At 71.3% G+C, this 15567-nt stretch carries 13 protein-coding genes and 2 tRNA genes; 9 read left to right on the top strand and 6 right to left on the bottom strand.

The window, feature by feature from the left end:
- Nucleotides 1-77: 77 nt before the first annotated feature.
- Nucleotides 78-548 carry an SSI family serine proteinase inhibitor gene (locus ACFXAZ_RS16385; RefSeq protein ID WP_384590637.1) on the bottom strand — a complete coding sequence of 157 codons (471 nt, stop codon included), beginning with the start codon at nucleotides 546-548 and terminating at the stop codon, nucleotides 78-80.
- A gap of 253 nt (nucleotides 549-801) precedes the next feature.
- On the opposite strand from ACFXAZ_RS16385, the gene ACFXAZ_RS16380 reads away from it, so the two are divergent.
- Together ACFXAZ_RS16380 and ACFXAZ_RS16375 are read left to right on the top strand one after the other, a co-directional pair.
- A tRNA-Ser gene (locus ACFXAZ_RS16380) sits at nucleotides 802-892 on the top strand.
- Between the two features lie 213 nt (nucleotides 893-1105).
- Nucleotides 1106-1178 (top strand) — tRNA-Arg (locus ACFXAZ_RS16375).
- Nucleotides 1179-1349: 171 nt separating this feature from the next.
- Here the strand turns inward: ACFXAZ_RS16375 and ACFXAZ_RS16370 are convergent.
- Both ACFXAZ_RS16370 and ACFXAZ_RS16365 read right to left on the bottom strand, forming a co-directional pair.
- A complete protein-coding gene (locus ACFXAZ_RS16370; protein ID WP_384590634.1) occupies nucleotides 1350-1787 on the bottom strand; it encodes an ATP-binding protein in 438 nt (145 codons plus the stop codon).
- 275 nt (nucleotides 1788-2062) lie between these two features.
- Nucleotides 2063-2803: a GntR family transcriptional regulator gene (locus tag ACFXAZ_RS16365; protein WP_384590631.1), complete on the bottom strand. Its 741-nt coding sequence runs from the start codon at nucleotides 2801-2803 to the stop codon at nucleotides 2063-2065.
- A gap of 79 nt (nucleotides 2804-2882) precedes the next feature.
- On the opposite strand from ACFXAZ_RS16365, the gene ACFXAZ_RS16360 reads away from it, so the two are divergent.
- Nucleotides 2883-3980: a DUF1152 domain-containing protein gene (locus tag ACFXAZ_RS16360; protein WP_384590629.1), complete on the top strand. Its 1098-nt coding sequence runs from the start codon at nucleotides 2883-2885 to the stop codon at nucleotides 3978-3980.
- A gap of 510 nt (nucleotides 3981-4490) precedes the next feature.
- Here ACFXAZ_RS16360 and ACFXAZ_RS16355 read toward each other — a convergent pair.
- The 3 genes from ACFXAZ_RS16355 to ACFXAZ_RS16345 form a co-directional block, all read right to left on the bottom strand.
- Entirely contained in the window at nucleotides 4491-4622 is a 132-nt protein-coding gene (locus ACFXAZ_RS16355) for a hypothetical protein (RefSeq protein WP_384590626.1), read from the bottom strand.
- 538 nt (nucleotides 4623-5160) lie between these two features.
- A complete protein-coding gene (locus ACFXAZ_RS16350; protein WP_384590623.1) occupies nucleotides 5161-6069 on the bottom strand; it encodes a serine hydrolase in 909 nt (302 codons plus the stop codon).
- 13 nt (nucleotides 6070-6082) lie between these two features.
- Nucleotides 6083-7030: a LysR family transcriptional regulator gene (locus tag ACFXAZ_RS16345; protein ID WP_384590620.1), complete on the bottom strand. Its 948-nt coding sequence runs from the start codon at nucleotides 7028-7030 to the stop codon at nucleotides 6083-6085.
- A gap of 208 nt (nucleotides 7031-7238) precedes the next feature.
- Between ACFXAZ_RS16345 and bla the strand changes: the two genes are divergently transcribed.
- From bla to ACFXAZ_RS16315, 6 genes are all read left to right on the top strand, one after another.
- Nucleotides 7239-8192: a class A beta-lactamase gene (gene bla / locus ACFXAZ_RS16340; RefSeq protein WP_384590617.1), complete on the top strand. Its 954-nt coding sequence runs from the start codon at nucleotides 7239-7241 to the stop codon at nucleotides 8190-8192.
- 142 nt (nucleotides 8193-8334) lie between these two features.
- Nucleotides 8335-9228 (top strand): DUF2797 domain-containing protein, encoded by an 894-nt coding sequence (locus tag ACFXAZ_RS16335; RefSeq protein ID WP_384590614.1) that lies wholly within the window; start codon nucleotides 8335-8337, stop codon nucleotides 9226-9228.
- A gap of 204 nt (nucleotides 9229-9432) precedes the next feature.
- A complete protein-coding gene (locus ACFXAZ_RS16330) occupies nucleotides 9433-10173 on the top strand; it encodes a response regulator transcription factor (RefSeq protein WP_384590611.1) in 741 nt (246 codons plus the stop codon).
- On the top strand, nucleotides 10170-11765 hold the full coding sequence (locus ACFXAZ_RS16325; protein WP_384590608.1) for a sensor histidine kinase: 1596 nt from the start codon (nucleotides 10170-10172) through the stop codon (nucleotides 11763-11765). The genes ACFXAZ_RS16330 and ACFXAZ_RS16325 overlap by 4 nt, the downstream gene beginning before the upstream one ends.
- A 13-nt stretch (nucleotides 11766-11778) precedes the next feature.
- A complete protein-coding gene (locus ACFXAZ_RS16320; protein ID WP_384590605.1) occupies nucleotides 11779-13440 on the top strand; it encodes a glycosyltransferase in 1662 nt (553 codons plus the stop codon).
- Complete coding sequence (locus tag ACFXAZ_RS16315; protein ID WP_384590601.1) at nucleotides 13437-15560, top strand: ArnT family glycosyltransferase; 2124 nt, start codon at nucleotides 13437-13439, stop codon at nucleotides 15558-15560. The genes ACFXAZ_RS16320 and ACFXAZ_RS16315 overlap by 4 nt, the downstream gene beginning before the upstream one ends.
- Nucleotides 15561-15567 lie beyond the last annotated feature (7 nt).

Genomic DNA, 15567 nt, shown 5'->3' with positions numbered 1-15567 from the left:
CCCCTACGGCAACCCCTTACACCTCAGGTACGAATACCCAAAAGGGTAGGAACTGGAGGTCGCCCGGGGCCCGCCGACTAGCCCCGCAGTTCGGGCAGCAACGGCACCAGCCGGTTCCACCGATCGATCTCACACCCATTGGTCCGCTCGAACCGCGCGTCGACCCGCCGCCCGGACCAGGTCCCGGTGACCTGGGCGGTGGCCGTCCCGCCGTACAGCATGGTGCAGACGCTCCCCTCCGCGACCGCCGCGAAGGGATCCCGCCCCGCCGCGACCTCCCGCTCCACGGCCCCGCACGCCCCACGGACATCGGGGTGACTGCCCCCATCGGGCTGACAGGAGACGTCGTACGAGGTCTCCTTCCCGTCGGCGTCCCGCAACGTGACCTCCAGCCGCCCACTGGCGACCCGGTCCTCCAGCCGGACGGGCGGCGGCAGCGCGGGAGAGGGAGCGGCGACGACGGAGGGAGCACCGGAGAGCGCCCCGACGGCGAGGAGAAGGACCCCGGCACGCAGAAGACGACGCGACCAGGCCGACCCGACGGCCACCACGCCCCTCGACTCGCCCCTCGACTCGCCCCTTGCCCCGACCTTTGACACGACATTTGACATGACCTGCGACATGACCTGATTAACGCCGGGACGGCCAGGACGTTGCGGACCACGGCCCGCCGGCTCCACCCCCGCGAACGCCTTTGCCCTGCCCCCCACCTGCCTAGTACGGTGGGGGCGATTGGTGACACCCCGCTCGTCTGTGTCATCATCTGCACGCGCCATTCGCGCTCGCGCGAACGGTTGTGCTGGAGGCGTCGCCTAGTCCGGTCTATGGCGCCGCACTGCTAATGCGGTTTGGGCCTTAAAGCCCATCGAGGGTTCAAATCCCTCCGCCTCCGCACCGAGAATCAGGGAGCTCAGCCGAGTCGGCTGGGCTCCCTGATTCGTTGCGTGACACGCCCGGCAGTCCCTGCCCTTCTGGCATCGTTTTCGCAGGTCATGCAGGGTGTGGGCAATGGATTTCACATGTCGGCGGCAGTCATGTAATGTTCCTCCTGTCGCCGCGAGCGGCCCTCGCGGCCCCAAAGCGAAGACAGAAAAACAGAACACAAGCACTCGTAGCTTAACGGATAGAGCATCTGACTACGGATCAGAAGGTTGCAGGTTCGAATCCTGCCGAGTGCACAGCAGACAGAGGCCCTCAGGAGAGATCCTGAGGGCCTCTGTCGTATGTCGTGACGGCAGTGATTGTTGGTGGCCGCCATGAGCGCCGCCGCCTGCCGAGATGGGCCAAGTCAACTGGTCAACCAGCCCAATGGCACTTCGCCCCTCGCGACAGACGGGCCTTCCCATGTCTCATGTCGGCCAGGCGTCGGCCACGGTGAAGGACACGACCGTGCCGCCGAAGCGGCTCGGGCCGGAATGCCACGAGTCGGCGATGGCGTCGACGAGGAGGAGACCGCGCCCGTGTGCGTCGTTCGCGTCCGGCCGGCGCAGTTGTACGTTGGCCGGGTAGCCGGGGTTGTGCACCTCCACCCTGAGTGAGTCTCCTTCGCGGTACCAGGCCACCCGGACGTGCCATGGATCATCGGACCGGCCGTAGACGATGGCGTTGGTGATCAGTTCCGAGATCATCAGCACGCAGTCGTCGACCGAGCAGGCCGGGTTGTAGGGGGCGATGAACTTCCGGAACCAGCGCCGAGCTCGGGGTACGGATTCCGGGCTCGGGTGCAGGGTCATCGCCCCAAGTCGCGGTGAGTCCGGGCCGGGGTGGTTGTCGATGATGTAGATCATCCGTGCTCACTCCTTGCCGGTGCCGTCGCAGTCCAGGCACCGCCGCTTCGATGTGGCACGGGCACGGTCGTTGACGGTGGAGAGCGTCAGCGTCGTACGCGAGCTGACGCGTTTCCGGCCACGCCCCCGGCATCCCCGGCAGGCTGAACGCTCGCCCTGATCCGGCCGCTGACTCGTCACACCGCGCCCCTTCCAGTAAGTGGCCTTAGCCACTTACTGGATAGTGGCACTAGCCACTCGTCCGGTGCAAGCTCTTCCACCCACCCGAGGAATCGTCAGGTAAGCGGATAGCCCTGCTCGAACGCCCAGCGGTGAGGCGGGTAGGTGGCCTCGGCGAACTCCAGCGGCCGGTCCTGGAGGTCGAAGACGACGTGATGGACGATCAGCACGGGGGAGCCGGGTTCCAGGCGGAGATCTGCGGCTTCCTCGTCCGTGGCAGCCCGAGCGCACATGCGGTCTTCCGCGTAGCTCCCCTGACGTCCCGTCATGCTCTCGACGTACATCAGGGTGCCTTCCTGGATCCGCTCAGGGTCGGTGAGCTTGGGTGCCCTCTGGCCGACGTCCGGCGCGAACCACGAGATGGACAGTGTGATGGGACCGTCCTGGTTGTTGGTCACGCGCCGTCGATGCACCGCCCGCCGGTCCTTGACGAGCCCCAGCGCCTCAGCCACGTGATCCGGCGCGTCCAGCCATCCGGCCGAGGTGATGACCGCGTACTCACCGGGTGTGTAGATCTTCCCCGTCTGCCGGGCACGCCCGTACAGTTCGCGCGCCCGCCGATTGACCTCCAGGCTCCGTACGTACGTGCCCGATCCCTGCCGCTTCTCGACCAGGCCCTGATGGCTCAGCGCCGCCAGCGAGCGGGCGGCCGTCGGTCTCGACACCTTCCAGGCCGCGGCGAGTTGCCGTTCCGACGGAACCTCGTCCCCCGGCCGCAGGTCTCCCCGAAGGATCTGATCGCGGATGAAGTGCGCGATCTGGAGATACTTCGGCTGAGCCTCCTCAATCTGAGGCATGCTCCCTCCCTGTCCAAGTGGCTGTGGCCTCTAGCCACTATAGAGTGAGTGGCCAGTCCCAGGCCCGTACGCTGTCGGCATGACGAGGTTGATCGTCGCAGCAGGAGGAGGGGGCGACGCGGTCGCCGCCGCGATGCTCGCCGCCGCCCTGTACGGCGACGACAGAGCGGTGGTCTTCACGTATGCGTGGGACCGCCTCTTGATCGATCCCTTGCCCGGTCCCCGTGGAGTGGTGGACTTCACGGGGACCGAACGCCTCACGTCGGCAGTCTGGGCCGTGCCGGCGACGGCCCGGCCGATCGCTCCGGCGGGTTCGACGCTCCCGCGGCTCGCGGCAGAGCTACCGCACACGTTCGCGCTGATCGACCCGAACCATGGCGCGGAGGGGGTCACGTGCCAACTCGAAGAGCTGGTAGGGCACTTGCAGCCCGAGTCCGTCGACCTCCTGGACGTAGGCGGCGACATCCTGGCCCGGGGAGACGAGCCGACCCTGAAGAGCCCGCTCGCCGATGCCCTCGCCCTGGCCGCGTGCTGCCAGGTGAACGCGCCGGTCCGCCTCCTGGTGGCAGGGCCGGGCCTGGACGGCGAGCTCTCGTCTGAGGATTTGCGGGGCACACTCGGGCCCGTCATCCACACCTTCACGGCGCAGGACACGGACCGGATCAGCCCGGTTCTGGAGTGGCACCCGTCTGAGGCCACCGGGATGCTCGCGGCGACCGCGCGGGGAGCGCGGGGCATCTGCGAGGTGAGGGACGCCGGGCTTCCCGTACCGCTCACGGACGACGGGCCGACGGTCCACCAGGCCGACATGGACGACGCGCTGAGCCGCAACAAGCTGGCCCGCGCGATCATGGCGACGGCGAGCCTGGACGAGGTGGAAGCCCTCAGCCGCGAGATCTGCGGCTACTCCGAGATCGACTACGAGCGCAACAAGGCGGCATGGCTCACGGATCAGCCGGCCGGGAAGCTGGACCCGGAGACGCTCTTGCCCCGGCTGGACCAGTTCGAGGCCGAGGCACGGCAACGCGGAGTCACACACACGACGTTCCGCCACCTCACCGAGACTCTGAACCTCCACGGCAGCCAGCGCCAGCACCTACGCGAGCTGCTGATCAACAGCCGTCCCCAGCAGTACGACGCTCCCCTGTGGCGCATCACCACGAGTGAGCCTGAGTAACAACTTTCTCTACTGGTTCAAGGCGGCTCGCTCCGCTCCCCGCACGCGGCCCAGCCCCCGGCCGTGCCTGCACTCCTGTCTCCGCCCCGCTCCAGCCCGACCGACGCCCGCACCGTGCTCAAAGCATGCAGCCACCTCACGCCAGAGAAGGGGTACACCGCGGCTGGGGCGGTCCGCTCCACGGCTTTACAGAGCCACTTTGGCGCGAGCCTCGCAGATCGTGGCCCCAACGTCGTGCCTTACCAGGCAGGTCCACAAACCGTCCGTCTCAATTTCCGTCTCATTCAGCACCGTTCAGGGCCGCTCAGCCGGGGCTGAAGGCAGAAGCCGCTCTCGAAGCTGACCGCTCATGAACCCAGATGGAGGTCCCCGTGCGCATCCCATCGCCCCACCACCACAGTTGGGAAGCGTGCAGGTGCCGTCGCACTGCGCTGGCGCGTGGGTCGGCGTCGGCCAGGCCGGATGCTTGCCGAGTTCGGGGATCTGTCGGGGCGCGGGCGGGGAGAGTCTTCAGTAGACGATGACTCGCCAGCGGTCGGTCCACAGCAGCCACTCACCGCCCGTTCCGCGTACCTGGACGCGGTCGCCTTCCACTTGCCAGACGGTGCCGTAGAGCGTGGCATCGGGGAGGTCCACTCGCACGACGTCATGGATGTCGAGGTCATCCTCAACCGGCCGCGTCCATGACTTCGCGCAGTGATCACAGTGGTAGGCGATTACATCGTGTCCCGCAACGGTCATCGGGCTGCCCGGACGGACCGCTTCGACGAGGCACCGGGGGCACGGATCAGCGGTCTGCGCGCCTACTGAGCGGGACATCGTCCGATCCTGCGGTACAGCAACGAAGTACAGCAACCCCAGCAATCGTCATCGCCCGTCATCGGTCCTCGCAGCCGTGCCCGCAGCCCGAGCCCATATGGGCTTCAATGACAGATCTCCACAGAGCTACGAATCAGAAGGTGCAGGTTCGAATCCTGCCGAGTGCACGCAGGTCAAACCCCTCCGGGATCATCCCGGAGGGGTTTTTCGTGTGGTGTGGCGGTGTCTTCGGGGCCGTCGGGCCAACGGCGGTGGCTGGTGCGCCGGTTCTGTGGGCAAGGATGTGATGGTCGTGCTGCGAGCGTGGCCACCGTGTGGGGATCAGGGCATCGGTCATCCGGTGGCGGCCGGGGGGCTTCCGTTACGTCCCCCACGCCCGCACATGGTCCCGCAAGCGGCGGGCCACCTGGCCCATTGCCGCGTCCACGCCCGGCTGGTGGCCCGCTGCCACCTGGGATTCCGTGAGGGCCGCCACCGCGTAGCGGTGGCCGTCGGTGTGTTCCACGACGCCCGCCTCGTGTCGGAGGTTGAGCAGTGTGCCGGTTTTGGAGGACCAGGTGGCCGCGTCCGAGGCGAAGTCGGGGGCCAGTCGGTGGCGTAGGACATTGGCGGCGAGGAGGGTGCGTAGGGCCGTGGCCACCTCGGGTGGGAGGGATGGGTGCCAGATCGCCTGGAGGAGGTCCACGAAGGCCCTGGCGGTGCCGGTGTTCGCGTGGGAGATGTCGAGTTGGGGGACCCGGTGGCCGCGGCCCGGGGTGCCCGCGTCGATGGCGAGGGCGTGGGCCAGGTGGAGGTCGGAGGGGGTGAAGCGTTCCGCCGGGGTGTCGGTGAGCTGGTCCATGGTGTGGCGTACGGCGATCCCGGTCACCCCCAGGTCCGCGAGGATCGCCGCCACCTCGGTGGGCGGGGTCAGTGCGAAGAGGGCGTCGGCCGCCACTCCGTCGCTGACGCACGTGCTCAGATACACCAGGTCCTCCACCGCTATCCGCGCCGGATGACGGAAGCGGCTCGTGCCGGTCGGGCCCGGGATGGTCATCCGGCCCGGCTGCACCTCCACCGGCATGGCGGGGTCCAGTTCGCCCCGGCGGACCCGTTCCAGGGTCGCCAGCGCCAGCGGGATCTTCACGAGGGACGCCACGGGGAACTCGATCTCCGGGTCGATGCCCACCTCCTCGCCCGTGTCCAGGTCCCGTACCAGGAAGGATCCATGCAGGCCGCTCTCGCGGAGGGTGGCGCGGAGGTCGGTGAGGAGGGTTGTGGTGTTCTTCATCGGGTCCTGTTCTTCATGGGGTCCTGTTCTTCTTGTTCTTCTCGTTCCTCTCGTCCGTCTGCTTCGCGTCCAGGCAGGCGGCCATCGGCCTCCCGCATTCCCTGCGGAGGCGGTCCGTCCTGTCCGTGTCGCTCTCCTCCGCCGCCACCAGTGCGTACCCGCGCGCCAGGCCCGCGTGTGGTCCCTGGCGCAGCTCCCCGATCTCCCGCCAGCGCAGGCCCAGCGCGTCGGCCTGTCCCCTTGCGCAGATCAGGGCGTCCCCGCCGCCCGCGAGCACCTCGGCGGCGGCTGCCGTGAGGTGGGGGGCCACCGCCAGCTGGGCCGGGCGCAGGCCCAGGGCGTCGCGGAGGCGGGTCAGCCGGTCGCGGATGTGCGGTACGTCGTCCTCCGGCTGGAGCCAGACACGGCGTGCGCGCCGCTCGCCGTCCGCGCGGGCCGGGCGCAGGGTGTCGAGGTAGATCGGGCCCGTACCCGGCGCGTCGGTGACCGCGAGGCCGAGCGGTACCGTCCATGCCGCCGCGTCCGGCGCCACCGCGAGCAGCGCCGCCCGTACCTCCCGTGAGCCGACCAGTTCGGCCCGTTCGGCGGGGCCGGCCGGGCGGGGGTCCAGGGGGATGCCGTGCCGCTGGGCGGCGGCGATCAGCCGGGCCAGCGCGCCGGCGGGGCGGTCGGGCGGGACGGCGAGGCGCAGCGGGCGGTGCCGGGCGGCCTCCGCCTCGTGCTCCAGCCGGTCCCCGAGCCGTACGAGCTGCCGGGCCAGCGGCAGTACGTCCCGGCCGAACGGGGTCAGCGCCACCGTACGCGACGATCTCGACAGCAGCCGCTCGCCGAAGTGCCGTTCCAGCGCGGCCACGCGGCGGCTCGCCACGGGCTGTGCCATCCGTGCCGCCGCCGCGCCCACCGTGAAACTCCCGTGCTCGCTCACATGGACGAACGCACGGCATGCCCCCAGAAGATCCACAGCTCTCACTATGTCAAAACGGCGCCGCCATCACCGCTATGCCGAAACAGCATGGATACGCCCGCCCGCGTCTTGGACGGCCGGGGTGGGCGGGGCCCAGGGTGAGGGGCGGAAGGCGGTCCCGGCCTGGGGATTCGGCCCTTGTCCGGGGTGCCGCCGCAGATGTTCGCCGATGCGTTTCTCGCGCTCGCTCTCCGGAGGTCATGCCATGACGTCGTACGTGCTTCGGGTCCGCCGGGGTGCCGCCGCCGCGGCCGGGGTGTTCGTGCTCGCCGCCCTGCCCGCCTGTGCCCAGGGGGAGAACCAGGGGGCGGCGGGGCAGCGGCCCGTGGGCGCGCAGGCCGCCGCCGACAACGAACAGCCGGACGCCCAGACGGTGAAACGGGAGTTCCAGGCGCTGGAGAAGGAGTTCGGCGCCCGCGTCGGGGTCTACGCCCTCGACACCGGCACGGGACGTACCGTCGGGCACCGGCCGGACGAGCGGTTCGCCTACGCCTCCACCTTCAAGGCGCTCGCCGCGGGTGCCGTGCTGCGCAAGCACGGGGTGGACGGCATGGACAAGGTCGTGCACTTCACCAGCGAGGACATCGTCGAGAACTCGCCCGTCACCGAGAACTTCGTCGAGACCGGCATGAGCCTGCGCGAGCTGTGTGCCGCCACCCTCTGGTACAGCGACAACACCGCCGTCAATCTGCTCCTGGAGGACCTCGGCGGGCCCGACGCGCTGGAGGCGGTCCTGGAGGAACTCGGCGACGACGTCACCGAGATGGACCGCTTCGAGCCGGACATGAGCGAGGGCGAGCCGGGGGACATCCGGGACACCAGCACGCCCCGCGCCCTGACCGGCAGTCTGCGGGCGATGCTGCTCGGCGACGGGCTGGAGCGGGACGAGCGGGCGTTGCTCCGCACCTGGATGCAGACCAACACCACCGGCGAGACCCTCATCGCCGCCGGGGTGCCGGACGGCTGGACCGTCGGCGACAAGAGCGGCACCGCGGGCTACGGCGGCCGGAACGACATCGCCGTGGTGTGGCCCGACGACGGCGGCAACCCGATCGTCCTGTCCGTCCTCACCTCCCGTGACCAGGAGGGGGCCGAGCGGCGCGACGAAGTGGTCGCCGAGGCGGCGGCTGTGGCCGTCAAGGGGTTGGGGAGGGGCTAGCGCCTCGGGGGGGCCTTCCGCGCCGGGGGGGGGGGCTTCCGCCCCGGGGACCTCCCGCCCCTGAAGAGCTTCGCGACCGGCCCGTTGTCCCCCCGCCCCCGTCCCCGGCCCGTTGTCAGTGGTCGCCTCTACGCTTCGGGCAATGGATCGGTCATGGCGTTGCTCGGGACTGCGGTGGTCGGCGCGGGGTCCGGGGCTGGAGTGGGACGGGGGTCGGCGGTCCGCGCTGACCTGGGGGAAAAGGGTGGCCTTCGGGGTCGCTGCGGGGGGTGGGCGGACGTGTGTCGGAGCGCGGGGGAATCCGTGCCCCGTGCGGGCGGCGGTGTCGGGGCGCAGTACGGGCGTGCGGTGCGAGGAGTGCGCGCGGCTGGACCGGGCGCACTCGGTGGCCGCCGACACCCTCGCGGACGACCCTCGGCCGTACCACGTGTATCTGGCGTGGTTCGGGCCCGGCATGACCAAGGTCGGGATCACCGGTGTCGAGCGGGGGCCGGTGCGGCTGCTGGAGCAGGGCGCGGTCTGTTTCAGCTGGCTGGGCGCCGGGCCGCTGATGGCCGCGCGCCGCGCCGAAGAGCTGCTGCGGGCCGCCCTGGGCGTGCCCGACCGGATTCCCTACGCCGCCAAGCGCGCGGTGCGTTCCGCGTTGCCGGGGGGCGAGGCGGAGCGGGCGGCGGAGATCGGGGAGCTGCACGCGCGGGCCGTGGCGCTGCCCGCCTGGCCCCAGTCGCTGACGCGGGCGCCGCTGGGGGTGGTGGATCACGTCGGGGTGTTCGGGCTGGCGGGGCTGCCGGATGCCGTCGGCGAGGTGAGCGAGCTGGTCGCGGGCGGGAGGGTCAGCGGTGAGCTGGTCGCCGCCGCCGGGCCGGATCTGCATCTGCGGACCGGGCGGGGGGTGGTCGTGCTCGACACGCGGCTGATGCGGGGGTGGGAGCTGACGCCGGTGGCCGCCGAGGGGGAGGGCGGGGGGCCGGGAGAGGTGTCCGTGCCGGTGCGGGAGTTCAGGAGGGAGGACCATCGGCAGGACGGGCTGTTCTGAGGGCGGTCGGGCCTATGGCCTTCTCCCTCCAGTTCCCCGGTTCCCCGGTTCCCCAGCTCCTCAGTTCCTCAGTTCCTCCACCCCGTTCCCCCACTCGGTTCCCACGGGACACTTCACCCTCCCTTGGACCCCGCTGTGGATTTCTCAGAGAAATCACAGGTTCTGGAAAGGGCTCTCTAAGAGGCCGCGGAAAAGGTGTCCGGTATGACCACGACCTCGCCCCAAGGGCGCACCGAACTGCTGAGGCCGGACGGGAGCCCCGTCCGGGTGCTTGTGGTGGACGACGAGCAGTCGATCACCGAGCTGCTGTCCATGGCCCTGCGTTACGAAGGCTGGCAGATCCGGAGTTCCGGCGACGGCCAGGGGGCCGTGCAGACGGCGCGCGAGTTCCGGCCGGACGCCGTGGTGCTCGACATGATGCTGCCGGACATGGACGGGCTCACCGTCCTGGGGCGGCTGCGCCGCGAGCTGCCCGATGTGCCGGTGCTGTTCCTGACCGCGAAGGACGCGGTGGAGGACCGGATCGCCGGGCTGACGGCCGGCGGGGACGACTACGTCACCAAGCCGTTCAGCCTGGAGGAGGTCGTCGCCCGGCTGCGCGGGCTGATCCGCCGCTCCGGCGCCGCCGACCGCCGCTCCGACTCCGTACTGGTCGTCGGTGACCTCACGCTGGACGAGGACAGCCACGAGGTGACCCGCGCCGGGCAGGGCATCCATCTGACCGCGACCGAGTTCGAGCTGCTGCGGTTCCTGATGCGCAATCCGCGCCGGGTGCTGAGCAAGGCGCAGATACTCGACCGGGTGTGGTCCTACGACTTCGGCGGTCAGGCCAATGTCGTGGAGCTGTACATCTCCTACCTGCGGCGGAAGATCGACGCCGGGCGCGAGCCGATGATCCACACCCGGCGCGGCGCCGGATATCTGATCAAGCCCGCCACGTCATGACCCCACGGCGACAGCCGCGACCGCGGCGGCGTCCGCCGGGTCAGCCCCGGACGCTGCGCTCCCGGCTGGTCGTCGCCTCGGTGGTGCTGATCGCCGTGGTGTGCGCGGTCATCGGCACCGTCACCACACTCGCCCTGCGCTCGCATCTGTACGCCGAACTCGACTCCCGGCTCGGGGAGTCGGTCGCGCGGGTGGTCGGGCCGGGGCCGTACATCGACGGACTGGGCAAGTCGGTCAAGAAGGACCCCACCAATCTCGTCGACTTCGTCACGCGCGGCCCGCAGCCGCAGGGCACCATCGGCGCCGAACTGGTGGGCGGCACCGTCGTCAGCGCCGTGGTCGGCGACCGGTCCGCCGACTACACCCAGCCCCAGAACCTCAGCCAGGCGCAGATAGCGGCGCTGGACTCCGCGCCCCGCGACGGTAACCCGCACACCACCGACATTCCCGGACTCGGCGAGTACCGGGTCCAGTTCGGCAGCAACGCGGACGGCTCCCGCGACTACTACGTGGCCATACCGACCACCGACGTCAGCAACACCCTGCGCACCCTGCTGCTGATCGAGATCAGCGTGACCGCCGCCGGGCTGATCGCCGCCTCGCTGGCCGGCGTGGTGATCGTCAACGTCGCCACCCGCCCGCTGCGCCGGGTCGCCGCCACCGCCATCCGGGTCTCCGAGACCCCGCTGCACAGCGGCGAGGTGAACCTCGACGAGCGGGTCCCGGAGTCCCAGACCGACGCGCACACCGAGGTCGGCCAGGTCGGCCTCGCCGTCAACCGGCTGCTCGACCATGTGCACGGGGCGCTGCACTCCCGCCAGCAGAGCGAGACGCGGGTCCGGCAGTTCGTCGCCGACGCCAGCCATGAGCTGCGTACCCCCCTGGCCTCGATCCGCGGGTACGCCGAGCTGACCCGGCGCGGCCGGGAGGAGGTCGGCCCCGACACCCGGCACGCGCTGCGCCGCATCGAGTCCGAGGCGGCCCGGATGACGCTGCTGGTCGAGGATCTGCTGCTGCTGGCCCGGCTGGACGCCGGCCGGCCGCTCCAGTTCGAGCAGACCGACCTCGTACCGCTGGTCGTGGACACCGTCAGCGACGCGCGTGCCGCCGGGCGGGACCACAACTGGCGGCTCGCGCTGCCCGAGGAGCCCGCGCTGGTCAGAGCGGACCCGGCCCGGTTGCAGCAGGTGCTGGTCAATCTGCTGGCCAACGCCCGCACCCACACCCCGGCCGGTACGACGGTCACCGCCCGGGTGCGGTGCGGTGGGCCGGGGCTGTGCGTGGACGTGCAGGACGACGGGCCCGGCATCCCGCCCGAACTGCTGCCGCATGTCTTCGAGCGGTTCGCGCGCGGCGACTCCGGGCGCACCCGGCGGGCCGGTTCGACCGGTTCGACCGGCCTGGGCCTGGCCATCGTGGAGGCCGTGGCGACCGCGCACGGCGGTGCGGTGAGCGTCGACAGCAGGCCCGGACACACGGTGTTCACGGTCCATCTGCCCGCGCTGGAAGGGCCCCGGACGCGTGCAATGAACTGGCAACACCAATCACAGTCACAGCACAGCGCCACCACATGGGTGCGACAGGGCACGTGACAACAGTCGTTCCATGCGAACCGACTCTCGGGCGCCCGCAAGCGGCGCCCAACCCCCCACGCTGCCGGCCCGGGAGCACCTCCCGGCCGCGGCAGCCGGAGCGCCGGTCCTCGACGTCGTGATTCCCGTCTACAACGAGGAGAAGGACCTGGAGCCGTGTGTGCTGCGGCTGCACGAGCACCTCACCCGCACCTTCCCCTACCCGTTCCGCATCACGATCGCCGACAACGCGTCGGCCGACACCACCCCCGAGGTGTCCGCCCGGCTGGCGGACACGCTCCCCGGGGTCCGCGCGGTGCGGCTGGAGCAGAAGGGCCGCGGCCGTGCCCTGCGCACGGTGTGGTCCGGCTCCGACGCCCCGGTCCTCGCGTACATGGACGTCGATCTGTCCACCGACCTCAACGCGCTGCTGCCGCTGGTGGCCCCGCTGATCTCGGGCCACTCGGACCTGGCGATCGGCTCCCGGCTGGCCAGAAGCTCCCGCGTGGTGCGCGGCGCCAAACGGGAGTTCATCTCCCGCTCCTACAACCTGATCCTGCGCGGCTCGCTCCAGGCCCGGTTCTCCGACGCGCAGTGCGGCTTCAAGGCGATCCGCGGCGATGTCGCCCGGGCGCTGCTGCCGCTGGTCGAGGACACCGGGTGGTTCTTCGACACCGAGATGCTGGTGCTCGCCGAGCGGGCGGGCCTGCGCATCCACGAGGTGCCGGTGGACTGGGTCGACGACCCCGACTCCACCGTGCACCTGGTGCGGACCGCCACCGATGACCTCAAGGGCGTCTGGCGGGTGGGCAAGGCCCTGGCCACCGGTTCGCTGCCGCTGGACCGGCTGACCCGCCCGTTCGGCGACGATCCGCGCGACCGTGAGCTGACGAACGTACCCAGGGGGCTGGCCCGCCAGCTCGTCGGGTTCTGTGTCGTCGGCGCGCTGTCCACCCTCTTCTATCTGCTGCTGTACACGGCCTTCCGGGGTTTCACCGGCTCGCAGGTGGCCAACGCGCTGGCGCTGCTGGTCTCCGCGCTCGGCAACACCGCCGCCAACCGGCGGCTCACCTTCGGGGTGCGCGGCCGGGCGGGTGTGGTCCGGCATCAGGCGCAGGGGCTGGTCGTGTTCGCCATCGGCCTGGTGCTGACCAGCGGTTCCCTCGCCGCCCTGAACGCGGCGAGCGGCGACCCCGGGCACTCCACCGAACTGGCCGTGCTGATCGCCGCCAACCTCGCCGCGACCGTGCTGCGGTTCCTGCTCTTCCGCATCTGGGTCTTCCCGGACCACCGCGAGGGCCCCGGCCACGGCGGTACGACGATCGTCGCCGGGCACGATCCACGCCTCGCCCCGCGGCCCCCGCAGGGCCCGCCCGCCCCGACCTACGCGGGCCCGCCCGGCGCGGCGGGACGCCAGCCGTATCCCGGGCCACCGCCCCAGCGGCCGTACGACGGGGGCGGTCGGTCGTACGGCGAGGGCAGTCGGTCGTACGACGGGAGCGGCCGGATGTACGACGGGAGTGGCCGGACCTACGACCCCGGCGGCCCGGCGTACGACGCGGGCGGTCCGGCGTACGACGTCGGCGGCCCGGCGTACGACGACGGCGGCCCCACCCCCCACGACAGCGATCCCTTCCGCCCCCGCCCGGGCGACCCGCAGGACACCGATCCGACGGACCCGAGGAACCCCCGATGACGTCGACGACCACCCCCCACGAGCCCGCCGCGGCGTCCGGCACACAGCCCGCCGCCCCGCACCGCAAGCCGCCCTTCCTCAACCGGGTCCGGCGCGGGCGGCCCGAGGACCCGCGCTGGGTGCGCCCGGCGTTCCTCGCCACGCTGGTGGTGATCGGCGCCCTCTACACCTGGAACCTCACCTCCTCCGGATACGCCAACTCCTTCTACTCGGCCGCCGTCCAGGCGGGCAGCGAGTCCTGGAAGGCGTTCTTCTTCGGCTCGCTCGACGCGAGCAACGCCATCACCGTCGACAAACCACCGGCGTCGCTGTGGCCGATGTCCCTGTCGGTACGGCTGCTGGGGCTGAACTCCTTCGCGATCCTCTTCCCCGAGGTGCTGATGGCGGTTGCCACGGCAGGCGTGCTGTACGCCGCCGTCCGCCGCCGGTTCAGCGCCGGGGCCGGGCTGATCACCATGGCGGTGTTCGCGCTGACCCCGGTCGCCGCGCTGATGTTCCGCTTCAACAACCCGGACGCCGCGCTCGCCCTGCTGATGGCCGCCGCCGTGTACTGCACCCTGCGCGCGCTGGAGCGGGCGCAGACCAAGTGGCTGATGTGGGCGGGCGCGGCGATCGGCCTGGCCTTCCTGGTCAAGACCCTCCAGGCGTTCCTGATCCTGCCGGTGCTGGCCCTCGTCTATCTCGTCCTCGCGCCGACGAGCGTGCGCAAGCGGATCGGCCAGGTACTGCTCGGCGGGCTCGCGGTGGTCCTCGCGGGCGGCTGGTGGGTCGCGATCGTCGAACTGTGGCCGGCGTCCTCCCGCCCGTACATCGGCGGCTCGCAGACCAACTCCTTCCTGGAGCTGACCTTCGGCTACAACGGCCTCGGGCGGCTCAACGGCGAGGAGACCGGCAGCGTCGGCGGGGGCGGCGGGCGCGGCGGCGGCGAGGTCGGCTGGGACCGGATGTTCACCTCGACCGTCGGCGGCCAGATCTCCTGGCTGATCCCCGCCGCGCTGATCCTGCTCCTCGCGGCGATCTGGCTGCTGCGCAGGGCGCCGCGCACGGACACCGCCCGCTCGGCGTTCCTGCTGTGGGGCGGCGCGATGCTGATCACCATGGTGGTGTTCAGCTTCATGCAGGGCATCTTCCACGAGTACTACACCGTCGCCCTCGCCCCCTACATCGCCCCGCTGATCGGCATGGGCGCGAGCGTGCTGTGGGAGGAGCGCGCCCGGGCCTGGGCCTCGCTCACCCTCGCGGGCGCCCTCACGGCGACGGCGGCCTGGGGGTACGTGCTGCTCAACCAGTCGGCCGATTATGTGCCGTGGCTGAAGTGGCTGGTGCTGATCGGCGGTCTGACCGCCGCGCTCGGTCTGGTCTTCGTCACCCGGCTCGGCCGTCCGCTGACCCTCGGCGTCCTCGGACTCGGCGCGGTCGCCGCGCTCGCGGGTCCGACGGCGTACACCCTGAGCACGCTCGACGTGGGGCACACCGGGTCGATCGTGACGGCCGGTCCGGCGGTCGCGGGCGGCCGGGGCGGCGGGGGCGGTTTCGGCGGCGGCGGTGGTGCCGGGGGTGGCACCCGCGCCGGTGGCGTCCCGCCCGGCACCCAGGGCCAGCAGGGCGGCGGCCAGACGGGGCAGCCCCCCGCCGGTGGCGGCTTCGGCGGCGGAACGCGCGGCCAGGCCCCGGGCGGCGGCACCGAACAGGGCGGCGGCACCGGTGGCGGTACGGGCGGCGGCGCGGGCGGTGGCGGCGCGATGGGCGGCCTGCTCGACGGGGCCGCCGTGAGCGACGAGGCCAAGCAACTGCTGGAGGACTCCGACGGGTTCACCTGGTCGGCGGCGGCCGTCGGCGCCCAGAACGCCGCGAGCTACCAGCTGGCCACCGGCGACCCGGTGATGGCCATCGGCGGCTTCAACGGCACCGACCCCTCGCCGACGCTGGCCCAGTTCCAGCAGTACGTGGAGGAGGGACAGATCCACTACTTCATCGTCGCCGGCGGCTTCGGCGGGGGCGGTGACGGCGGCACCGCGGCGGAGATCTCCACCTGGATCCAGGAGAACTTCACCGAGGTCACGGCCGGGACCAGCACGTTCTACGACCTGACCCAGCCGGTGAGCCCCACCGCGGGCTGAGGACCGT

Source organism: Streptomyces sp. NPDC059477 (assembly GCF_042749375.1).
In the GTDB taxonomy this organism is placed as follows: domain Bacteria; phylum Actinomycetota; class Actinomycetes; order Streptomycetales; family Streptomycetaceae; genus Streptomyces.
Note: the sequence above shows the minus strand (reverse complement) of the source record. Positions and strands in the feature narration are given on the sequence as shown.

Coding starts and splice junctions, on each gene's coding strand:
- ACFXAZ_RS16330 (WP_384590611.1), top strand. CDS start 9,433: ATGACCACGACCTCGCCCCAAGGGCGCACCGAACTGCTGAGGCCGGAC.
- bla (WP_384590617.1), top strand. CDS start 7,239: ATGACGTCGTACGTGCTTCGGGTCCGCCGGGGTGCCGCCGCCGCGGCC.
- ACFXAZ_RS16370 (WP_384590634.1), bottom strand. CDS start 1,787: ATGATCTACATCATCGACAACCACCCCGGCCCGGACTCACCGCGACTT.
- ACFXAZ_RS16315 (WP_384590601.1), top strand. CDS start 13,437: ATGACGTCGACGACCACCCCCCACGAGCCCGCCGCGGCGTCCGGCACA.
- ACFXAZ_RS16335 (WP_384590614.1), top strand. CDS start 8,335: ATGGATCGGTCATGGCGTTGCTCGGGACTGCGGTGGTCGGCGCGGGGT.
- ACFXAZ_RS16350 (WP_384590623.1), bottom strand. CDS start 6,069: ATGAAGAACACCACAACCCTCCTCACCGACCTCCGCGCCACCCTCCGC.
- ACFXAZ_RS16320 (WP_384590605.1), top strand. CDS start 11,779: ATGCGAACCGACTCTCGGGCGCCCGCAAGCGGCGCCCAACCCCCCACG.
- ACFXAZ_RS16325 (WP_384590608.1), top strand. CDS start 10,170: ATGACCCCACGGCGACAGCCGCGACCGCGGCGGCGTCCGCCGGGTCAG.
- ACFXAZ_RS16365 (WP_384590631.1), bottom strand. CDS start 2,803: ATGCCTCAGATTGAGGAGGCTCAGCCGAAGTATCTCCAGATCGCGCAC.
- ACFXAZ_RS16360 (WP_384590629.1), top strand. CDS start 2,883: ATGACGAGGTTGATCGTCGCAGCAGGAGGAGGGGGCGACGCGGTCGCC.